This window comes from Serratia sp. B501, from assembly GCF_051172315.1.
Lineage (GTDB): Bacteria > Pseudomonadota > Gammaproteobacteria > Enterobacterales > Enterobacteriaceae > Serratia > Serratia ureilytica.
The window spans coordinates 258,971-277,837 of the sequence record NZ_JBPIZB010000007.1; the positions used below are offsets into that span (position 1 = coordinate 258,971).

Annotated in this window: 18 protein-coding genes; 15 read left to right on the forward strand and 3 right to left on the reverse strand. The window is 59.5% G+C overall.

Translation table 11 applies throughout. The features are described 5' to 3' along the window. Positions 1-11 precede the first annotated feature (11 nt). The 7 genes from ubiJ to hemB all read left to right on the forward strand — a co-directional run bounded on the left by ubiJ (position 12) and on the right by hemB (position 5,797). A complete protein-coding gene (gene ubiJ, locus ACSBQV_RS20245; RefSeq protein WP_434991497.1) occupies positions 12-617 on the forward strand; it encodes a ubiquinone biosynthesis protein UbiJ in 606 nt (201 codons plus the stop codon). Continuing rightward, positions 614-2,245, forward strand: a complete 1,632-nt coding sequence (ubiB, locus tag ACSBQV_RS20250; protein ID WP_033644971.1) for a ubiquinone biosynthesis regulatory protein kinase UbiB — start codon at positions 614-616, stop codon at positions 2,243-2,245. Before ubiJ ends, ubiB begins: the two co-directional genes overlap by 4 nt. 80 nt (positions 2,246-2,325) lie before the next feature. After that, positions 2,326-2,589, forward strand: coding sequence for a Sec-independent protein translocase subunit TatA (gene tatA / locus ACSBQV_RS20255; RefSeq protein ID WP_004934452.1), 264 nt, complete (start codon positions 2,326-2,328; stop codon positions 2,587-2,589). 3 nt (positions 2,590-2,592) lie between these two features. Next, the gene (tatB, locus tag ACSBQV_RS20260; RefSeq protein WP_033644970.1) at positions 2,593-3,150 is read left to right on the forward strand and encodes a Sec-independent protein translocase protein TatB; all 558 of its coding nucleotides are present in this window, start codon (positions 2,593-2,595) and stop codon (positions 3,148-3,150) included. Positions 3,151-3,153: 3 nt separating this feature from the next. Further along, entirely contained in the window at positions 3,154-3,924 is a 771-nt protein-coding gene (gene tatC / locus ACSBQV_RS20265) for a Sec-independent protein translocase subunit TatC (RefSeq protein WP_033644968.1), read from the forward strand. Positions 3,925-3,977: 53 nt separating this feature from the next. Next, positions 3,978-4,760: a 3'-5' ssDNA/RNA exonuclease TatD gene (gene tatD / locus ACSBQV_RS20270; protein ID WP_099782446.1), complete on the forward strand. Its 783-nt coding sequence runs from the start codon at positions 3,978-3,980 to the stop codon at positions 4,758-4,760. A 14-nt stretch (positions 4,761-4,774) separates the two neighbouring features. Next, positions 4,775-5,797: a porphobilinogen synthase gene (gene hemB / locus ACSBQV_RS20275; RefSeq protein WP_042783470.1), complete on the forward strand. Its 1,023-nt coding sequence runs from the start codon at positions 4,775-4,777 to the stop codon at positions 5,795-5,797. Between the two features lie 42 nt (positions 5,798-5,839). On the opposite strand, the gene rfaH is transcribed toward hemB, so the two are convergent. Further along, positions 5,840-6,328 (reverse strand): transcription/translation regulatory transformer protein RfaH, encoded by a 489-nt coding sequence (rfaH, locus tag ACSBQV_RS20280; RefSeq protein ID WP_033644965.1) that lies wholly within the window; start codon positions 6,326-6,328, stop codon positions 5,840-5,842. Between the two features lie 245 nt (positions 6,329-6,573). Between rfaH and pepE the strand changes: the two genes are divergently transcribed. From pepE to fre, 3 genes are all read left to right on the forward strand, one after another. Next, entirely contained in the window at positions 6,574-7,299 is a 726-nt protein-coding gene (gene pepE / locus ACSBQV_RS20285; RefSeq protein ID WP_099782445.1) for a dipeptidase PepE, read from the forward strand. Between the two features lie 62 nt (positions 7,300-7,361). Next, entirely contained in the window at positions 7,362-8,882 is a 1,521-nt protein-coding gene (ubiD, locus tag ACSBQV_RS20290) for a 4-hydroxy-3-polyprenylbenzoate decarboxylase (RefSeq protein ID WP_099782444.1), read from the forward strand. Between the two features lie 50 nt (positions 8,883-8,932). Next, entirely contained in the window at positions 8,933-9,634 is a 702-nt protein-coding gene (fre, locus tag ACSBQV_RS20295) for an NAD(P)H-flavin reductase (RefSeq protein WP_069100519.1), read from the forward strand. A 172-nt stretch (positions 9,635-9,806) separates the two neighbouring features. Here fre and fadA read toward each other — a convergent pair whose 3' ends face one another. Next, positions 9,807-10,970 (reverse strand): acetyl-CoA C-acyltransferase FadA, encoded by a 1,164-nt coding sequence (gene fadA / locus ACSBQV_RS20300; protein ID WP_099782443.1) that lies wholly within the window; start codon positions 10,968-10,970, stop codon positions 9,807-9,809. A 10-nt stretch (positions 10,971-10,980) separates the two neighbouring features. Next, complete coding sequence (gene fadB, locus ACSBQV_RS20305) at positions 10,981-13,170, reverse strand: fatty acid oxidation complex subunit alpha FadB (RefSeq protein ID WP_033644960.1); 2,190 nt, start codon at positions 13,168-13,170, stop codon at positions 10,981-10,983. Between the two features lie 233 nt (positions 13,171-13,403). Between fadB and ACSBQV_RS20310 the strand changes: the two genes are divergently transcribed. The 5 genes from ACSBQV_RS20310 (at position 13,404) to hemG (ending at position 18,699) form a co-directional block, all read left to right on the forward strand. Continuing rightward, positions 13,404-14,600: an MFS transporter gene (locus ACSBQV_RS20310; RefSeq protein WP_168177236.1), complete on the forward strand. Its 1,197-nt coding sequence runs from the start codon at positions 13,404-13,406 to the stop codon at positions 14,598-14,600. A gap of 112 nt (positions 14,601-14,712) precedes the next feature. Next, a complete protein-coding gene (gene pepQ / locus ACSBQV_RS20315; protein ID WP_033644957.1) occupies positions 14,713-16,044 on the forward strand; it encodes a Xaa-Pro dipeptidase in 1,332 nt (443 codons plus the stop codon). Continuing rightward, positions 16,044-16,658, forward strand: a complete 615-nt coding sequence (locus ACSBQV_RS20320) for an IMPACT family protein (protein WP_033644956.1) — start codon at positions 16,044-16,046, stop codon at positions 16,656-16,658. Before pepQ ends, ACSBQV_RS20320 begins: the two co-directional genes overlap by 1 nt. Before the next feature lie 34 nt (positions 16,659-16,692). After that, entirely contained in the window at positions 16,693-18,144 is a 1,452-nt protein-coding gene (trkH, locus tag ACSBQV_RS20325) for a Trk system potassium transporter TrkH (protein ID WP_004934492.1), read from the forward strand. 21 nt (positions 18,145-18,165) lie between these two features. Next, positions 18,166-18,699, forward strand: a complete 534-nt coding sequence (hemG, locus tag ACSBQV_RS20330; protein ID WP_033652659.1) for a menaquinone-dependent protoporphyrinogen IX dehydrogenase — start codon at positions 18,166-18,168, stop codon at positions 18,697-18,699. Positions 18,700-18,867: the final 168 nt, after the last annotated feature.

The following is an 18,867-nucleotide window of genomic DNA, read 5'->3' on the forward strand; positions in this document are numbered from 1 at the left end:
GGGAGATGCCGATGCTGTTTATCCCTCTGCTGACCGGTGCGCTGGAAACCTCGCTGAATAACCTGCTGTTTCGCGATCGCAGCATGAAAGCCGCTCGCCAACGCCTGGCGGGCAAGGTGCTGCGCATCGAACTGGAAGAGTTGGCTTCACCGCTGGTGCTGGTGTTCAGCGAACTGCGCGTGGATGTGCTGGGGCAGTCTGAAGACAGCGCCGATTGCACGGTGCGCAGCATTCCCTCCTTACTGAAGCTGCGCGATCGCCAGCAGTTGCCGGTGCTGATGCGCAGCGGCGAATTGACGGTGGAAGGGGATATTCAGGTGGTGCAACAGCTGGTTGGCCTGCTCGATCTGGCGGAGTGGGATCCGGCGGAATGGCTGGCGCCCTATATCGGCGATATCGCCGCTCAAGGCATTACGCAGGCGCTGGGCAAAGGCGCTTCGTTACTCAAGGCCGGATTGATGCGTCGGCAGCAAGACATGGCTGAGGCGCTGACGGAAGAGTGGCGTCTGGCGCCGGGGCCGCTGGAAGTGGTGTGGTTCAATGAAGAAGTGGATGCGCTCGCCCGCAGCGCGGAAGCGCTGATTGCCCGCATGGATAAGTTGGAGGGCAAGCGATGACCCCAGGCGAACTGCGTCGTTTGTATTTTATCGTCCGCGTTTTTCTCAGCTATGGGCTGGACGAGTTGATCCCGACAATGCGTTTGACGCTGCCGCTGCGCTTCGGCCGCCGGCTGCTGTTCTGGATGCCTAATCGGCACAAGGACAAACCGCTGGGCGAACGTCTGCGGCTGGCGCTGCAGGAATTGGGGCCGGTCTGGATCAAGTTCGGCCAGATGATGTCGACCCGCCGCGATCTGTTCCCGCCGCACATTGCCGATCAGCTGACGCTGCTGCAGGATCGGGTGGCGCCTTTCGACGGTGCGCTGGCGCGCAAGCATATCGAGCTGGCGATGGGCGGCCCGCTGGAAACCTGGTTCGACGACTTCGAGCAGCAGCCGCTGGCGTCCGCTTCGATCGCGCAGGTGCATACCGCGCGGCTGAAAACCACCGGCCAGGAAGTGGTGCTGAAGGTGATCCGGCCGGATATCGGGCCGATTATCAAAGCCGACGTGCGCTTGATGTACCGGCTGGCAGGCTGGGTGCCGAAGCTGTTGCCGGACGGCCGCCGCCTGCGTCCGCGCGAAGTGGTGCGCGAGTACGAGAAAACTCTGCTGGACGAATTGAACCTGCTGCGCGAAGCGGCCAACGCCATTCAGCTGCGTCGCAATTTCGACGGCAGCCCGATGCTGTACGTGCCGGAGGTCTACTCCGACTACTGCCGCGAAAGCGTGTTGGTGATGGAGCGTATCTACGGCATTCCGGTCTCGGACATCGCCACGCTGGAGCAGCAGGGCACCAACATGAAACTGTTGGCGGAACGCGGCGTTCAGGTGTTCTTTACCCAGGTATTCCGCGACAGCTTCTTCCATGCGGACATGCATCCCGGTAATATTTTCGTCAGCTACGAACATCCGGAAGATCCTTGCTACATCGGCATCGACTGCGGCATCGTCGGTTCGTTGAACAAGGATGACAAACGCTATCTGGCGGAAAACTTCATCGCCTTCTTCAACCGCGATTACCGCAAGGTGGCGGAACTGCACGTCGACTCCGGCTGGGTGCCGCGCGACACTAACGTGGAAGACTTCGAATTCGCCATCCGTACCGTGTGCGAACCGATTTTCGAGAAGCCGCTGGCGGAGATCTCCTTCGGCAACGTGCTGCTGAACCTGTTCAACACCGCGCGCCGCTTCAATATGGAAGTGCAGCCGCAGCTGGTGTTATTGCAGAAGACCTTGCTGTATGTTGAAGGGCTGGGGCGTCAGCTTTACCCGCAGTTGGATCTGTGGACCACCGCCAAGCCGTTCCTCGAGAGTTGGCTGCGCGATCAGGTCGGCATTCCCGCCGTGGTGCGCGCGCTGAAAGAGAAAGCGCCGTTCTGGGCGGAGAAACTGCCCGAACTGCCCGAGCTGTTTTACGACAGCCTGCAGCAGCATAAACTGTTGCAACAAAGCGTTGATAAGCTGACCAACCAGATGCAGGCTCAGCGGGTTCGTCAGGGGCAGTCACGTTATTTGTTCGGCGTTGGCGCTACACTGTTGGTAAGCGGCACGCTGTTGCTGCTGGGGCAAATCGAGGTGTTCCCCGCCTGGATGATGGCCGCCGGCATCGTATGCTGGGTGATTGGCTGGAAGCGAACCACCTGATTTAATTCGTTACTCTGGTAAAGTCGGCTCTATAATGCGGGCTGGCTTTAAAAGACCCCTTAAAATTAGAGGTAATTAAAATGGGCGGTATTAGTATTACGCAATTGTTGATCATCGCAGTGATCGTGGTGCTGCTGTTCGGCACCAAAAAACTGCGCACGCTGGGTTCCGATCTCGGCGCCTCGATCAAGGGCTTCAAAAAAGCGATCGGCGACGATACGCCGTCGACCCCCAACACGGCTGAAAAAAGCAGCCTGGATGACGCTGATTTCTCGGCCAAGCCTATTACCGATAAGCAGCCGGAAGTGAAACCGGAAGAGTCGAAGAACAAAGAGCAGGTATAAACCGTGTTTGACATTGGGTTTAGTGAGCTGCTGCTGGTGCTGGTGATCGGCCTGGTTGTTCTGGGGCCGGAACGCTTGCCGGTTGCGGTCAGAACGGTATCGGGCTGGATCCGCGCGCTGCGCTCGCTGGCGGCCTCGGTGCAGCACGAACTGTCTCAGGAGCTGAAACTGCAGGAGCTGCAGGACAGCCTGAAGAAAGCCGAACAGGCCGGCCTGCAGAACCTGACGCCGGAGTTGAAGGCGTCGATGGATGAGCTGAAAGACGCGGCGGAATCCTTGAAACGCACCTACCGGGGCGAGAAAGAAGAGCTGGCGAACACCATCCATAACCCGCAGGCCATCGATCCGGAAGCCTTGCACGACGGCGTGACGCCGGCGGAAGCGGCAACCAGCGCCAGCGCGCCCGCCGCCGTGCCAAAACCGGCAGTGGAACCTGAAGCCGTCGTGGCTGCGCCAGTGGCGGCGCAACCGGCTAAAGCGCCGGTGGAAACCGCGCCTGCTCCTGTCGAACCTGTTGCGGATAAAACCCCAGCGTCTCACCAACCTAGTGGCGATCGTTAATACATGGCTGTTGAAGATACCCAACCCCTTATCAGTCATCTGATAGAGCTGCGCAAGCGGCTGTTGAACTCGATTATTTGCGTACTGGCGGTGTTCGTGGTGCTGGTGTTTTTCGCCAACGACATCTACCAGCTGGTTTCTGCGCCGCTGCTCAAGCAGTTGCCGGCCGGCGCGAGCATGATCGCCACCGACGTGGCGTCACCGTTTTTCACCCCGATCAAGCTGACCATGATCGTTTCGGTGTTCGTCTCCGCGCCGATGATCCTGTATCAGGTATGGGCGTTCATCGCGCCTGCGCTGTACAAGCATGAACGCCGCCTGATGATGCCGTTGCTGGTGTCCAGCAGCCTGTTGTTTTACCTCGGCATGGCTTTCGCCTACTTCATCGTGTTCCCGCTGGCCTTCGGCTTCTTCGCCAAGACCGCGCCGATGGGGGTGACCATTGCGACCGACATTAAAAACTACCTCGATTTCGTTATGGCGCTGTTTATGGCGTTTGGCGTCGCCTTCGAAGTGCCGGTCGCCATCATTCTGCTGTGCTGGAGCGGCGTCACTTCGCCGGAAGACCTGAAGAAGAAACGGCCGTATGTGTTGGTCGGCGCGTTTGTGGTCGGCATGTTGTTGACGCCGCCGGACGTGTTCTCGCAAACCCTGCTGGCGATACCGATGTATCTGCTGTTTGAAGTGGGGGTATTCTTCGCTCGCTTCTATACCGGCAAACGCCGTCCGCAGGCGGAAGACGACGACGAGGGTGACGAACCCCCAGCGCCCTGATCCACATTGATTGCGAAGCCGCCCATAGGGCGGCTTTTGCTTTGGAAAAAACCATGTTTGATATCGGCGTTAACCTCACCAGCAGCCAATTCGCCAAAGACCGCGAGACCGTGGTGGAGCGCGCCCGCGCGGCGGGCGTTACCGGGATGTTGATTACCGGCACCGATCTGCCTGAGAGCCGCGAGGCCGCCATACTGGCGCAGCAGCATGCGGGCTATTGCTGGTCCACCGCCGGTGTGCATCCGCATAACGCCGGCAGCTGGGATGAACGCAGCGCCGAGCAGATTTATGCCCTGGCCGCCGGCCCAGAAGTGGTGGCGATCGGTGAATGCGGTCTGGATTTCAACCGCAACTTCTCGACGCCGGAGCAGCAGGAGGCGGCGTTCAGCGCGCAACTGGCGCTGGCGGCGGAGTTGGCGCTGCCGGTGTTTCTTCATTGTCGCGACGCACACGCACGTTTTGCCGAGCTACTGACGCCGTGGTTGGATAAACTGCCCGCGGCCGTGGTGCACTGCTTCACCGGCACCGCCGAAGAATTAGCAAGCTGCCTGTCGCTGGGCCTGTCGATCGGGATTACCGGTTGGGTATGCGACGAGCGGCGCGGTCTGGAATTGCGCGCCCTGCTGCCGCAGATCCCGGCCGAGCGTCTGCTGCTGGAAACTGACGCCCCTTATCTGTTGCCCCGGGATTTACAGCCTAAACCCGCATCTCGCCGCAACGAACCCTGTTTCCTGCCCCACCTCGTGCATCAGGTCGCCGTCTGGCGGCAGGAAGAGCCGCAATGGCTGGGGCAAAAAACCGATGAGAACGCCCGCCGGCTATTCCGGCTGGTTTGAGCTAGGAGAAAACTATGAGCTATGCATTTCCGGGCACCTTTCCTGGTCGCCGTATGCGCCGCGTGCGCCGTCATGACTTCAGCCGCCGTCTGGTCGCCGAAAACCAACTGACGGTCAATGACCTGATTTATCCGGTGTTCGTCATGGAAGGCAGCAACCGCCAGGAAGAAGTGGCCTCGATGCCGGGCGTATCGCGCATGACGATCGATCTGCTGGTCAAGGAAGCGGAAACCATCGCCAAACTCGGCGTGCCGGTGATCTCCCTGTTCCCGGTGATTGAACCGGGCTTGAAGTCGCTGCATGCGGAAGAAGCCTACAACCCGGAAGGGCTGGTGCAGCGCACGGTGCGCGCGCTGAAAGACGCGGTGCCTGAGTTGGGCATTCTGACCGACGTAGCGCTCGATCCCTACACGACCCACGGTCAGGACGGGGTGATCGATGAGCAGGGCTACGTGATTAACGACGTGACCAAAGACATTCTGGTGCGTCAGGCGCTGTCTCATGCCGAAGCGGGCGCGGAAATCGTGGCGCCGAGCGACATGATGGACGGCCGTATCGGGGCGATCCGCGATCGTCTGGAACTGCAGGGCCTGGTGAACACCCAGATCATGGCCTACTCCGCCAAGTACGCTTCCTGCTATTACGGTCCGTTCCGCGATGCGCTGGGTTCCAGCGGCAACCTGAAAGGCGGCAACAAAAAGACCTATCAGATGGATCCGGCCAACAGCGATGAAGCGCTGCAAGAGATTGCGCAGGATCTGCAGGAAGGCGCGGACATGGTGATGGTGAAACCGGGCATGCCTTACCTGGATGTGGTGCGCCGGGTGAAGGATACCTTCGGCGTGCCGACTTTCGCTTATCAGGTGTCCGGCGAGTACGCCATGCACATGGCGGCGATTCAGAACGGCTGGCTGCAGGAGCAGCCTGCGGTGATGGAGTCGTTGATGTGCTTTAAACGCGCCGGCGCCGACGGCGTGCTGACCTACTTCGCCAAACGTGTCGCCCAATGGCTGCATGAAGAAGCGCTGCGCCGCTAAGCGCGATACCGTAAAAAAGGCGCCTGAGGGCGCCTTTTTGCATTACATTTTCTGGAATTGCCGATTGTCGATGCTTTGACTGACCTGTTTGTTGATCAGGTTGAGCAACAGCATCGAGCGGGCCTCGCCGTCCGGCTCGGTGTAGATCGCCTGCAGCCCTTCGAATACGCCGTCGACGATCAGAACGGTATCGCCCGGCTGCGGGGTTTCCGGATCGACGTAGGTCTCGCTGGTGTGCGTGCGCAGCTCATCGATCACCTTGCTCGGGATGACGCTCGGCAGCGCGCCGAAACGCACGAAGTGGCTGACGCCGCGGGTGGCGCTGATGGTGGTGGTGTGAATGCGCTCCGGGTCGAATTCCACAAACAGATAATTGGGAAACAGGGGTTCGCTGACCGCGATGCGCTTGCCACGCACGATTTTTTCCAGCGTGATGATCGGGCTGAGGCAGTTTACCTGCTGCCGCTCCAGATGTTCCTGCGCTCGCAACAGCTGACCGCGTTTGCAATAAAGTAGATACCAGGATTCCATAATTTCACATGCCTTTCTGCCAGCCGGTAAGCATATCAAAAGCTATTCCGGATACATAGTGATGCAAGTTTCAGCATGTAACATCGCCTATCTTTCTGAATCCACGGCTATTAGCGAGGGGTCACACACTTATCGATACGGCGCTGGTATAACAGAGGGCTAAAAATTTGTTACCGTCACAGTATGGCAAGGCGTTGCGCCGCCGGCTGTGACGCTATTCATCGTTTTTGACCGAGGGGAGAAAAATGGAGCTGTTTCTGTTGAGCAACGGCAAGCTGTCTGGCGAAGCCGAGCTGCTGGGGTACGCCAAAAGCCAACTGCTGGCGATGATTGCGCGCCGCGGCATCAAATCTGCCGTCTTTATCCCTTACGCGCTGATCCGTTACGACTACGATCGGCGCGCGCAGGAGCTGGCGCAAACATTGGGCATTGAAGTCACCAGCATTCACCACGCCGCTTCACCGGCGGCGGCGATTGCGCAGGCCGAATGCATTTTGGTCAGCGGCGGCAACACCTGGTTGCTGAACCAGATGTTGCACGAACAAAGCCTGATCGTGCCTATCCAGCGTGCGGTGCGCGAGCGTGAAGTGCCTTACGTCGGCTGGAGCGCAGGTTGCAACGTGGCGACGCCGAGCATTCGCACCACCAATGACATGCCGGTGCGCTGCAGCGTGGTATTGCCGGCGCTGGGGTTGTTCCCGGTGCAGATTAACCCGCATTACATCGATGCGCACATCAGCGGCCACATGGGCGAAACCCGTGACGAGCGTCTCGCGGAGTTCTGCGCGATCAACCCGAGCGAATCGGTAGTGGCGTTGCGTGAAGGCAGTCTGTTGCACGTTGAAGGCAATGCGCTGCGTTATTTCAGCGCCAACGGGCAGGGCTTTAAGGTGTTCCGCCACGGCGAAGAGACGCGCGAATATCAGGATACGCACGCACTGGCTGCGCTGGTGCCGTTCAACTGCGGCTGAGAGCCACCCGACAGCGGGCGGCGTTAACAAAATTGCAGCAACAACCTTGAAGAGGGCTTATAATGCCCTCCCCACTGGCCGCTATAATGATCAGCATGAAATACCGTGACTTACGCGATTTCCTCTCGTTGCTGGAGAAGAGAGGGGAACTAAAACGCATCAGCCAGCCGATCGATCCTTACCTGGAAATGACGGAAATTGCCGATCGCACCCTGCGGGCGGGCGGCCCGGCACTGCTGTTTGAAAACCCGAAAGGGTACGACATGCCGGTGCTGTGCAATCTGTTCGGCACCGCCAATCGCGTGGCGATGGGCATGGGGCAGGAAGACATCAGCGCGCTGCGCGAAGTCGGCAAACTGCTGGCTTTCCTCAAAGAGCCGGAGCCGCCGAAAGGTTTCCGCGATCTGTTCGACAAAATACCGAAGTTCAAGCAGGTGCTGAACATGCCGACCAAGGTGCTGGGATCCGCGCCTTGTCAGGAGCAGGTATGGCAGGGCGATGATGTCGATCTGGGCCGCATTCCGGTGATGCACTGCTGGCCGGAAGACGCCGCGCCGCTGATCACCTGGGGGCTGACGGTGACCCGCGGTCCGCATAAGGAACGGCAAAACCTCGGTATCTATCGTCAGCAGGTGCTGGGCAAGAATAAAGTGATCATGCGTTGGCTGTCGCACCGCGGCGGCGCGCTGGATTACCAGGAGTGGTGCCAGGCGTACCCCGGCGAGCGTTTCCCGGTTGCGGTGGCGCTGGGCGCCGATCCCGCCACTATCCTCGGCGCGGTGACGCCGGTGCCGGATACTCTGTCTGAATATGCCTTTGCCGGGCTGCTGCGCGGCAATAAAACCGAAGTGGTCAAGTGCCTTTCCAACGATCTGGAAGTGCCCGCCAGTGCCGAAATCGTGCTGGAAGGCTATATCGAGCCGGGTGAAATGGCGCCGGAAGGCCCCTACGGTGACCACACCGGTTATTACAATGAAGTCGACCAGTTCCCGGTATTCACCGTCACGCACATCACCCAGCGTCGCAACGCGATTTACCACTCGACCTACACCGGTCGGCCGCCGGATGAGCCGGCGATCCTGGGCGTGGCGCTGAATGAAGTGTTCGTGCCGATCCTGCAAAAACAGTTCCCGGAAATCGTTGATTTTTATCTGCCGCCGGAAGGGTGCTCGTATCGCCTGGCGGTGGTGACCATGAAAAAACAGTACGCCGGCCACGCGAAACGCGTGATGATGGGCGTCTGGTCGTTCCTGCGGCAGTTTATGTACACCAAATTTGTTATCGTCTGTGACGATGACGTCAATGCGCGCGACTGGAATGACGTGATTTGGGCGATCACCACACGAATGGATCCGGCAAGGGATACGGTTCTGGTGGAGAATACGCCGATCGACTATCTGGACTTCGCCTCGCCGGTTTCCGGACTGGGTTCGAAGATGGGGCTGGACGCCACCAACAAATGGCCGGGTGAAACCGATCGCGAATGGGGCCGTCCGATTCAGATGGATGAAAAGGTACGTGCGCGCGTCGACGAAATCTGGGATGAGCTCGCAATTTTCAGTGACAGGGAACCGACGTTATAGCGTCAGGCCCTGTTCTCAGCTTTGCATTGATGACCCGACAGAGGGAACGCATGACAATATTGAGCTGTAAAGTGACCTCGGTAGAGGCCATTACCGATACGGTTTATCGGGTACGTCTGGTGCCCGAGCAGCCGTTTTCTTTCAAGGCAGGGCAATATCTGATGGTGGTGATGGACGAGCGCGACAAACGTCCGTTCTCGCTGGCATCAACCCCGACGCAGCAAGATTACATCGAGCTGCATATCGGTGCTTCGGAGCTGAATCTGTACGCCATGGCGGTGATGGATCGCATCCTGAAAGAGCAGGCGATCACCGTCGATATGCCGCATGGCGACGCCTGGCTGCGGGAAGAGGGCTGCCGTCCGCTGGTGCTGATCGCCGGCGGCACCGGCTTCTCCTATGCGCGCTCAATCCTGTTGACCGCGTTGGAGCAGCAGCCCGATCGCGATATTTCCATCTACTGGGGCGGGCGTGAGCTGAAGCACCTGTACGATCTGAGCGAGCTGGAAGCGCTGTCGGTGCAACACCCGAACCTGAAGGTGATCCCGGTGGTCGAGCAGCCGGAGGCGGAATGGCGTGGCCGCAGCGGCACCGTGCTCAGCGCGGTGTTGCAGGATTTCGGCACGTTGGCGGAGCATGACATCTACATCGCCGGGCGTTTCGAGATGGCGAAAATCGCCCGCGAGCGTTTCTGCGCCGAGCGCGGCGCGCAGGAAGCGCATATGTTTGGCGACGCGTTTTCGTTTATCTGACAGAGGCGATGCGCAGTGAACGGGGTGGCCGAGGGTCGCCCCGTTTTTATTTGGGCGTCGGCAAATTTCAGGCATAAAAAACCCGCCCCTGACAGGCGGGAAGAACGGCAACTAAACTTGGCGGGATGCCGCGATTTGAAGTGGTGACGCGGTCATCCCAAGATAGACACAGCTAAACGCGTTCAAACACGGTGGCGATACCCTGGCCCAGGCCGATGCACATGGTTGCCAGGCCGAACTGCGCGTCGCGACGTTCCATGTTGTTCAACAAGGTGGTCGAGATGCGGGAGCCGGAACAGCCCAGCGGGTGGCCGAGCGCGATGGCGCCGCCGTTCAGGTTAATCTTGTCGTCGATGCTGTCCATCAGTCCCAGATCCTTGATGCACGGCAGCGACTGGGCGGCGAACGCTTCGTTCAGCTCGAACAGATCGATGTCCTGCACGCTCAGGCCGGCGCGTTTCAGCGCCAGCTTGCTGGCCGGCACCGGGCCGTAGCCCATGATGGAAGGATCGCAGCCGACGACCGCCATCGAGCGGATGCGGGCGCGGGCTTTCAAACCGAGCGCTTTGGCGCGTGATTCGCTCATCAGCAGCATGGCGGAAGCGCCGTCCGACAGGGCGGAAGAACTGCCGGCGGTGACGGTGCCGTTGACCGGATCGAACGCCGGACGCAGGGCCGACAGGCTTTCGACGGTGGTTTCCGGGCGGATGACTTCATCAAAATCGTAACGGGTCAGCACGCCATCGGCGTCGTGGCCGTTGGTCGGAATGATCTCGTTTTTGAAGTAACCCGCCAGCGTCGCCGCATGTGCGCGTTGGTGGGAGCGCGCGGCGAACTCATCCTGCATCTGGCGGCTGATGTTGTGCATCTTGGCCAGCATTTCAGCGGTCAGCCCCATCATCCCGGCGGCCTTGGCTACGCTGCGGCTCAGGCCCGGATGGAAATCCACGCCGTGGTTCATCGGCACATGGCCCATGTGTTCCACGCCGCCGATCAGGCTGATGTGCGCGTCGCCAACCATGATGGCGCGCGCCGCGTCGTGCAGCGCCTGCATCGAAGAGCCGCACAGGCGGTTGACGGTCACCGCCGGCACACGGTGCGGGATCTCGGCCAGCAGCGCGGCGTTGCGGGCGATGTTGAAGCCTTGTTCCAGCGTCTGCTGCACGCAGCCCCAGTAAATGTCATCGATCTCGTCGGCGTTCAGCGCCGGGTTGCGGTTCAGCACTTCACGCATCAGATGAGCGGAGAGATCTTCGGCGCGCACCTGGCGGAAGGCGCCGCCCTTGGAGCGGCCCATCGGCGTGCGTACGGCATCAACAATAACTACGTTTTCCATCTTTATGACCTCATGCCGGTTGGCGGGTTGCGACGTCGGACAGCGGTGTCGCCACCGGGTAGTAGCTTTCATTGCGTTCGGCCTTGGCGCGCAGACCGGCCGGCACCTGATACAGGGCGCCGAGGTGTGCGTAACGCTGGGCCAGCTCAACGTAGTTGGCGGTGCCGAGCGTATCCAGGTAGCGGAACGCGCCGCCGTGGAACGGAGGGAAACCGATGCCGTAGACCAACGCCATATCGGCTTCGGCCGGGCTGGCGACGATCTTCTCTTCCAGGCAACGCACCACTTCGTTGATCATCGGGATCATCATGCGCGCAACGATCTCTTCGTCGCTGATGGTCTGGCGCGGTTGGCTCACTTCGGCCAGCAGCGCATCGGTCTGCTCGTCGTTGTCCTTGCGCGGCTTACCTTTGTTGTCCTGGCTGTAGCGGTAGAAGCCCAGCTGGTTTTTCTGACCGAAGCGCTGGTTGTCGAACATCACGTCAATGGCGTCGCGATAGTCTTTGCTCATGCGCTCCGGGAAGCCGGCCGCCATTACCGCTTGCGCGTGGTGTGCGGTGTCGATGCCCACCACGTCGAGCAGGTAGGCCGGGCCCATCGGCCAACCGAACTGTTTTTCCATCACTTTATCGATCTGACGGAAGTCGGCGCCGTCGCGCAGCAGCAGGCTGAAGCCGGCGAAGTATGGGAACAGCACGCGGTTGACGAAGAAGCCCGGGCAGTCGTTCACCACGATCGGCGTTTTGCCCATGCGGCTGGCGTAGGCCACCACTTTGGCAATGGTCTCGTCGCTGGTTTGTTCGCCGCGGATGATTTCGACCAGCGGCATACGGTGTACCGGGTTAAAGAAGTGCATGCCGCAGAAGTTTTGCGGACGCTTCAACGATTTTGCCAGATGATTAATCGGAATGGTCGAGGTGTTCGACGCCAGAACGGTGTCTTCGCCGATCAGGTTTTCCACTTCCGACAGCACGGCGGCTTTGACCTTCGGGTTCTCCACGACCGCTTCGACGATCACCTGCGCGCGCTCGATGCCGGCGTAGTCCAGCGTCGGCTGAATGGTCGACAGCACCTGCGCCATTTTCAGGCCATCCAGCTTGCCGCGTTCCAACTGCTTATTGAGCAGCTTGGCCGCTTCGTTCATGCCCAACGTCAGCGATTTGTCGCTGATGTCCTTCATGATCACCGGCACGCCTTTCAACGCCGATTGGTAAGCGATGCCGCCGCCCATGATGCCGGCGCCCAACACCGCCGCCTGTTTCGGCGCGTCCACATTCTTGGCCAGCTTTTTCGCCTGACCTTTCACGAACTGATCGTTAAGGAAGATGCCGACCAGCGCACGCGCTTCGTTGGAGCGCGCCAACGGCACGAAGCTGGCGGTTTCCAGTTTCAGCGCTTCATCGCGGCCCAGCTTGGCGGCGGCTTCAATGGTTTTCACCGCGGTCATCGGCGCCGGGTAATGTTTGCCGGCGGTCTGCAGCACCATGCCTTTGGCGGTGGTGAAGCTCATTGCCGCCTCGATCGGGCTGAGCTTCAGCGGCTCCAGCTTCGGTTGACGCGCGGCGCGCCAGTTCAGCTTGCCGTCGATCGCCTGTTGCAGCATGTTGAGCGCGGCTTCGGCCAGTTTTTCCGGCGCCACTACCGCATCGACCAGGCCGACTTTCAACGCGTCTTTGGCGCTGACGTCTTTGCCGGCGGCGATGATTTCCAGCGCGCTGTCGTTACCCAGCAGGCGCGGCAGGCGGACGGAGCCGCCGAAGCCCGGCATGATGCCCAATTTGGTTTCAGGCAGGCCGATGCGCGCGTCCGGTGAGGCGACGCGGAAATCGGTCGCCAAAATGCATTCGCAACCGCCGCCGAGCGCATAGCCGTTAATGGCAGAAATGGTCGGCACCGGCAAATCTTCCAGCCGGTTAAAGACGTTGTTGGCGAATACCAGCCACTCTTGCAGCTTTTCAGCCGGCGCGGCGAACAGAGAAAGGAATTCGGTGATATCGGCGCCGACGATAAATGCGGCTTTGGTGGAGCGCAGCAGCAGCCCCTTGAGCTCTGGCTGGTTTTCCAGCACGGTGAGCGCCTCGCCCAGGCTGGCGACGGTGCGGGTGTCCAGCTTGTTGACCGAGCCCGGTGCGTTGAACACCAGCTCGGCGATGCCGTTATCGAGCCAGTGCAGTTGTAATGTTTCGCCTTGGTAGAGCATGTCTATCTCCTGAATCAGCGTATGATCTGGTATGACCAGATGAAGAGGAGTGTGGTTTTTATGTTAACAATATGCAAATGAGAGATTGCATTTTTGCTGGTCTGATCACATGTCGCCAAGTTAGTTTTTTGATTTGAAACGAAGTTATATTTTATGTGCTATCGGCATTTGCCGGAGCTTGTCGGCCCTCATACACTTGCTCGCAGCGAATGAACATTCAGACGAGGTTACACATGACTAAGGCGGCTTGTGTTAAACGCAGCGGCTTATGGAGCATTCCCGCCAGAACCATGACGCTGGCGTGTCTGTTGGTGTTTATGGCGCAAATGGCGACGACCGTGTACTTGCCTTCGCTGCCGACGGTGATGCGGGAGCTGGCGATGAGCCGGCGCGCTACCGAGTTGTCCATTTCAATCTTCGTCATCGGCGCCGCCTTGCCGGTGCTGTTCTGGGGCGCGGCTGCCGATCGCTTTGGCCGCCGCGCGCCCCTGACGCTGTCTTTATTTCTTTTCATTGGCTGCAGCGGGCTGTTGGCGCTGTGCAGCAACGGCGCCCAATTGCTGACGCTGCGTGCGCTGCAGGGCGTGGGTGCCGGCGGTGCGGCGATCATCGCGCGCATCATCGTGCGGGATAACTGGAGCGGGGACGAACTGGCGCGGCGTCTGTCGGTGCTCTCCATCGCCTTTATCACCGCGCTGGGCGGCGGTCAGTTTATCGGTGGCCTGCTGAGCCAATATGCGCACTGGCAGATGGGCTTCGTCCTGATGGGTGCCACCGGTTTGATCATTCTGGCGCTGATGGCGACGCTGCCGCTGGAGGCGGGACGGGCAGGGGGCGTGCGCCCGGCGATGGCGGCAACCTACTTTGCCATCCTGCGGCGGCCTGGGTTCTTTTGGCCGGCCTGCGTCGGCGGGCTGGGGTTTGCCACCACGGTGACACTGCAGGAAGTGAGTCCGTTCGTCATGCAGCAGGAGTTTGGTCTCAACGTCACGGCGTTCGGCGCCCTGGGGCTGGTGATCGGCGTCGCCTACTTCAGCGGAGCGCTGACGGTGAACCGTACGGTGGCGCGTCTCGGCGGGAAAAAACTGATGCAGGCCGGCAGCGGCATCGTGGCGCTGGCGACGGCGGCGATCCTGCTGCTGTGGTGGAGCGGCGTCCTGGCCGGCCTTCCCGGCATGGCGCTGTTCATCGCGCTGTATTGCCTGACCATTTTTGGCCAGGCGGTGCTGTTTCCCAACAGCATGGCGATGGCGGTCAGCGATGCCAAAGAGTACGGCGCTTATGCGATGGCGCTGTGTGGCTTTCTGCAGCAGTGTCTGGCGGGCGTCGCCGCGGCCGGCGCGGTGTTGTTGGAACACCATGGCCTGTGGGCGCTGGCGATAGCGCTGCTCGGTTTGGGCGGCTGGTTAATGGTTAAGCTGCGGATGTAACGGCATTTGCAGGGAATTGCGAGCTGCTCCGCATGCCCAACGCGATGAGGTTGGTGCGTCGGAGCGCTGTGTTAAGATGGCTTCTTTCGTGCTAAGGCATAAGGGTACTGTGATGGAAACGCTGGCTTCTTTGTATAACGACCACCTGGCAGAACTGCAAAAACGCGCGCGTGAAGTGCTGGAGCGCAACAAGTTGGATGCGCTGCTGATTCACTCCGGGGAACTGCAAAAGGTATTTTTGGACGACCATAGCTACCCGTTCAAAGTGAACGCGCATTTCAAAGCCTGGGTGCCGGTGACGTCGGTGCCGAACTGCTGGTTGTGGATAGATGGCGTCAACAAGCCGAAGCTGTGGTTCTACTCCCCGGTTGACTACTGGCACAGCGTAGAGCCGCTGCCGAACAGTTTCTGGACCAAGTCCCTCGAATTGATGCCGCTGGCCAACGCCGATGCGATCGCGCAGCAGCTGCCGCCGCAGCGTGAGCGCGTCGGCTATATCGGTTATGCCCAACAGCGCGCCCGCGATCTCGGCATCCCTTCGGAAAACATCAACCCGAAAGCGGTGCTGAACTACCTGGATTTCCACCGTTCGATTAAAACCGGCTATGAGCTGGCCTGCATGCGCGAAGCGCAGAAGACGGCGGTAACCGGCCATCGTGCCGCGCATGAGGCCTTCCTCTCCGGCATGAGCGAGTTCGACATCAATCTGGCCTACCTGACGGCTACCGGCCACCGCGATACCGATGTGCCTTACGACAACATCGTGGCGTTGAACGAGCACGCTTCGGTGCTGCACTACACCAAGCTGGATCATCAGCCGCCGGCCGAGTCCCTGAGTTTTCTGATCGACGCCGGGGCGGAATATAACGGCTACGCCGCCGATCTGACGCGTACCTATGCGGCGCAAAGCGGCAGCGAGTTCGCTCATCTGGTGAAAGATCTCAATAGTGAACAGCTGGCGCTGATCGACACCATTAAAACCGGTGTGCGTTACACCGACTATCATGTGCAGATGCATCAGCGCATCGCCAAGCTGCTCAAGAATCACAAACTGGTGAATGGCCTCAGCGAAGAGGCGATGGTCGAAACGGGTATCACCACGCCGTTCCTGCCGCACGGGTTGGGCCATCCGTTGGGCCTGCAGGTGCACGACGCCGCCGGTTTTATGCAGGATGAGCAAGGCACCCATCTGGCGGCGCCGTCCAAGTACCCATTCCTGCGTTGCACCCGCGTGTTGCAGCCGGGCATGGTGTTGACCATCGAACCGGGTCTGTACTTCATCGAGTCTCTGTTGGCGCCGTGGCGCAGCGGCGAGTTCAAGCAGCACTTCGCCTGGGATCGTATCGATGCGCTGAAACCGTATGGCGGTATTCGCATCGAAGACAACATCGTGATCCATGAAAAGCGCATCGAGAACATGACGCGCGATCTGAACCTGGCTTGATGCGGCCGTACCCGATACCGGCGGAAGCAACCTGCTTTACCGAAGAGATAAAGAAGAGCCGTTTCATCACCCTGCTGGCGCCGACCGGCGGGGTGGAGGCGGCAAAGGCGTTTATTCAGCAGGTGCGGGATGAGCACCCGGCGGCGCGGCACCACTGTTGGGCTTTCGTCGCCGGTAGCCCCGATGATTCGCAGCAGCTGGGGTTCTCCGACGATGGAGAACCGTCGGGCACCGCCGGCAAACCTATCCTCGCGCAGCTGATGGGCAGCGGTATCGGTGAAGTGACCGCCGTAGTCGTTCGGTACTACGGCGGTGTCAAGCTGGGCACCGGCGGGCTGGTGAAAGCTTATGGCAACGGTGTTCAACAGGCATTGAAGCAGCTGGCGCTGGCGCAAAAGGTGCCCGAAGCCGAATATATCTTGCAGTGCGACTATGCGCAGTTGGCGCTGGTGGAGAACTTGTTGCAGCAAATCGCAGGTCGGATCCTGCAGGGTGAATACGGCGCCGCCGTCGTGCTGCATTTGGCGCTGCCGGCGACTGAGGTTGAGCTGTTTGGGAATAAATTGCGTGATCTCAGTCGCGGTAATTTGCAATTAACCCCCATTTCGCAATAATCCTCCCAATTGAATTGCTAAGGATCGTGCTGAAATGCATTTTCGCGCCATAACCCGTATCGTTGGTCTGCTGGTCATCCTGTTCTCCGGGACGATGTTTATTCCCGGCCTGGTGGCATTGATTTATCGCGATGGGGCGGGGCGAGCGTTCAGCCAAACGTTCTTCGTGGCGTTGACCATCGGGCTGATGCTGTGGTGGCCGAACCGTAAGCAGAAACACGAGCTGAAGCCGCGTGAAGGTTTCCTGATCGTCGTGCTGTTCTGGACCGTGCTGGGCAGCGTGGGGGCATTGCCGTTCCTGTTTTCGGAACGTCCTAATTTGTCGCTGACCGACGCCTTCTTTGAATCCTTCTCGGGATTGACGACTACCGGCGCAACGACGCTGGTGGGGCTGGACTCGTTGCCTAAGGCCATCCTGTTCTATCGCCAAATGCTGCAATGGATGGGCGGGATGGGGATCATCGTGTTGGCGGTGGCGATACTGCCGATACTCGGCGTCGGGGGCATGCAGCTGTATCGGGCGGAAATGCCCGGGCCGCTGAAAGATAACAAGATGCGTCCGCGTATTGCCGAAACCGCCAAAACCCTGTGGCTAATCTATGTGTTGCTGACCGTCGCCTGTGCGCTGGCGCTCTGGGGGGCCGGGATGTCGGTGTTCGACGCCATCGGCCACAGTTTCTCGACCATCGCCATTGGCGGGTTTTCTACCCACGATGCCAGTATCGGTTATTACGCCAGCCCGACCATCAACACCATCATTGCCGTGTTCCTGCTGATTTCCGGCTGTAACTACGGTCTGCACTTCGCTTTGCTAAGCGGCCGCAGTCTGAAGGTCTATGGGCGCGATCCTGAATTCCGCATGTTTATCTTCGTTCAACTGACGCTGGTGGTGGTGTGCACGTTGGTGCTCTGGGGACATGGCGTCTATAAGAGCGGTATGGAAACGCTCAATCAGGCGTTCTTCCAGGTGGTATCGATGGCGACCACGGCCGGTTTTACGACCGACAGCATCGCCAAGTGGCCGCTGTTCCTGCCGATGCTGTTGCTGTGTTCGGCATTCATCGGCGGTTGCGCCGGTTCGACCGGCGGCGGCCTGAAGGTGATCCGTATTCTGCTGTTGTACCTGCAGGGCTCGCGCGAGTTGAAAAGGCTGGTGCACCCCAACGCGGTCTATACCATCAAATTGGGCAATCGCGCACTGCCGGAACGTATTCTGGAAGCAGTGTGGGGATTCTTCTCCGCCTATGCGCTGGTGTTTATCGTCAGCATGCTGGCGATCATTGCGACCGGCGTTGATGATTTCTCCGCGTTTGCCGCAGTGACGGCAACGCTGAATAACCTTGGTCCTGGTCTGGGCGTGGTGGCGGACAACTTCACCACGATGCCAGCGGCGGCCAAGTGGATCCTGGTGGTGACGATGCTGTTCGGGCGCCTGGAAGTGTTTACATTGCTGGTGCTGTTCACGCCAACCTTCTGGCGTGAGTGAGCCTGTTATAAGGAGTACGCCATGAAGGCATTGATACTTTATTCGAGCCGTGACGGGCAAACACGTGCTATCGCTTCTTATATAGCAAGCAAATTGCAGGATACGCTGCGCTGTGAGGTTATCGATCTGTTGCAGGCGGAACAGATCGACCTTAGCCAGTATCAGCAGGTGATGATCGGCGCTTCTATTCGCTACGGGCACTTTAACCCGGTGCTGGATAAATTCGTTAAACGTCATGCCGAGCAGTTGAATCGGATGCCGAGCGCATTCTTTGCCGTCAATCTGACCGCGCGCAAACCGGAAAAGCGTTCGCCGCAAACCAACGCCTATACCCGCAAGTTCCTGTTGGCGTCGCCGTGGCAGCCAAAACAGTGTGCGGTGTTTGCCGGGGCATTGCGTTATCCACGTTATCGCTGGTTCGATCGCATCATGATTCAATTTATTATGCGTATGACCGGTGGAGAAACGGATACCAGTAAGGAAGTTGAGTACACAGATTGGCAGCAAGTCGATCGTTTCGCCCAGGAATTTAGCCAGATTCAGTACGAAAAGTGACAAAAATGCGGGTTTGGCCAGCGTTTTGCCGAAAAAATCCGCGCTTGAAAAGTTTTTTGCATTTAGGGGTTGCGGCCTGCCGAGAACTCCCTATAATGCGCCTCCACTGACCGGGAACAACGACTGACAAGCCGCCGGGTCAGCGAGAAGAAAGCGAAATAAACGCTT

Coding starts and splice junctions, on each gene's coding strand:
- hemG (WP_033652659.1), top strand. CDS start 18,166: ATGAAGGCATTGATACTTTATTCGAGCCGTGACGGGCAAACACGTGCT.
- tatD (WP_099782446.1), top strand. CDS start 3,978: ATGTTTGATATCGGCGTTAACCTCACCAGCAGCCAATTCGCCAAAGAC.
- fadA (WP_099782443.1), bottom strand. CDS start 10,970: ATGGAAAACGTAGTTATTGTTGATGCCGTACGCACGCCGATGGGCCGC.
- ACSBQV_RS20320 (WP_033644956.1), top strand. CDS start 16,044: ATGCGGCCGTACCCGATACCGGCGGAAGCAACCTGCTTTACCGAAGAG.
- ubiB (WP_033644971.1), top strand. CDS start 614: ATGACCCCAGGCGAACTGCGTCGTTTGTATTTTATCGTCCGCGTTTTT.
- ubiJ (WP_434991497.1), top strand. CDS start 12: ATGCTGTTTATCCCTCTGCTGACCGGTGCGCTGGAAACCTCGCTGAAT.
- tatC (WP_033644968.1), top strand. CDS start 3,154: ATGGCTGTTGAAGATACCCAACCCCTTATCAGTCATCTGATAGAGCTG.
- trkH (WP_004934492.1), top strand. CDS start 16,693: ATGCATTTTCGCGCCATAACCCGTATCGTTGGTCTGCTGGTCATCCTG.
- fadB (WP_033644960.1), bottom strand. CDS start 13,170: ATGCTCTACCAAGGCGAAACATTACAACTGCACTGGCTCGATAACGGC.
- pepQ (WP_033644957.1), top strand. CDS start 14,713: ATGGAAACGCTGGCTTCTTTGTATAACGACCACCTGGCAGAACTGCAA.
- ubiD (WP_099782444.1), top strand. CDS start 7,362: ATGCCCTCCCCACTGGCCGCTATAATGATCAGCATGAAATACCGTGAC.
- hemB (WP_042783470.1), top strand. CDS start 4,775: ATGAGCTATGCATTTCCGGGCACCTTTCCTGGTCGCCGTATGCGCCGC.
- fre (WP_069100519.1), top strand. CDS start 8,933: ATGACAATATTGAGCTGTAAAGTGACCTCGGTAGAGGCCATTACCGAT.
- ACSBQV_RS20310 (WP_168177236.1), top strand. CDS start 13,404: ATGACTAAGGCGGCTTGTGTTAAACGCAGCGGCTTATGGAGCATTCCC.
- rfaH (WP_033644965.1), bottom strand. CDS start 6,328: ATGGAATCCTGGTATCTACTTTATTGCAAACGCGGTCAGCTGTTGCGA.
- tatA (WP_004934452.1), top strand. CDS start 2,326: ATGGGCGGTATTAGTATTACGCAATTGTTGATCATCGCAGTGATCGTG.
- pepE (WP_099782445.1), top strand. CDS start 6,574: ATGGAGCTGTTTCTGTTGAGCAACGGCAAGCTGTCTGGCGAAGCCGAG.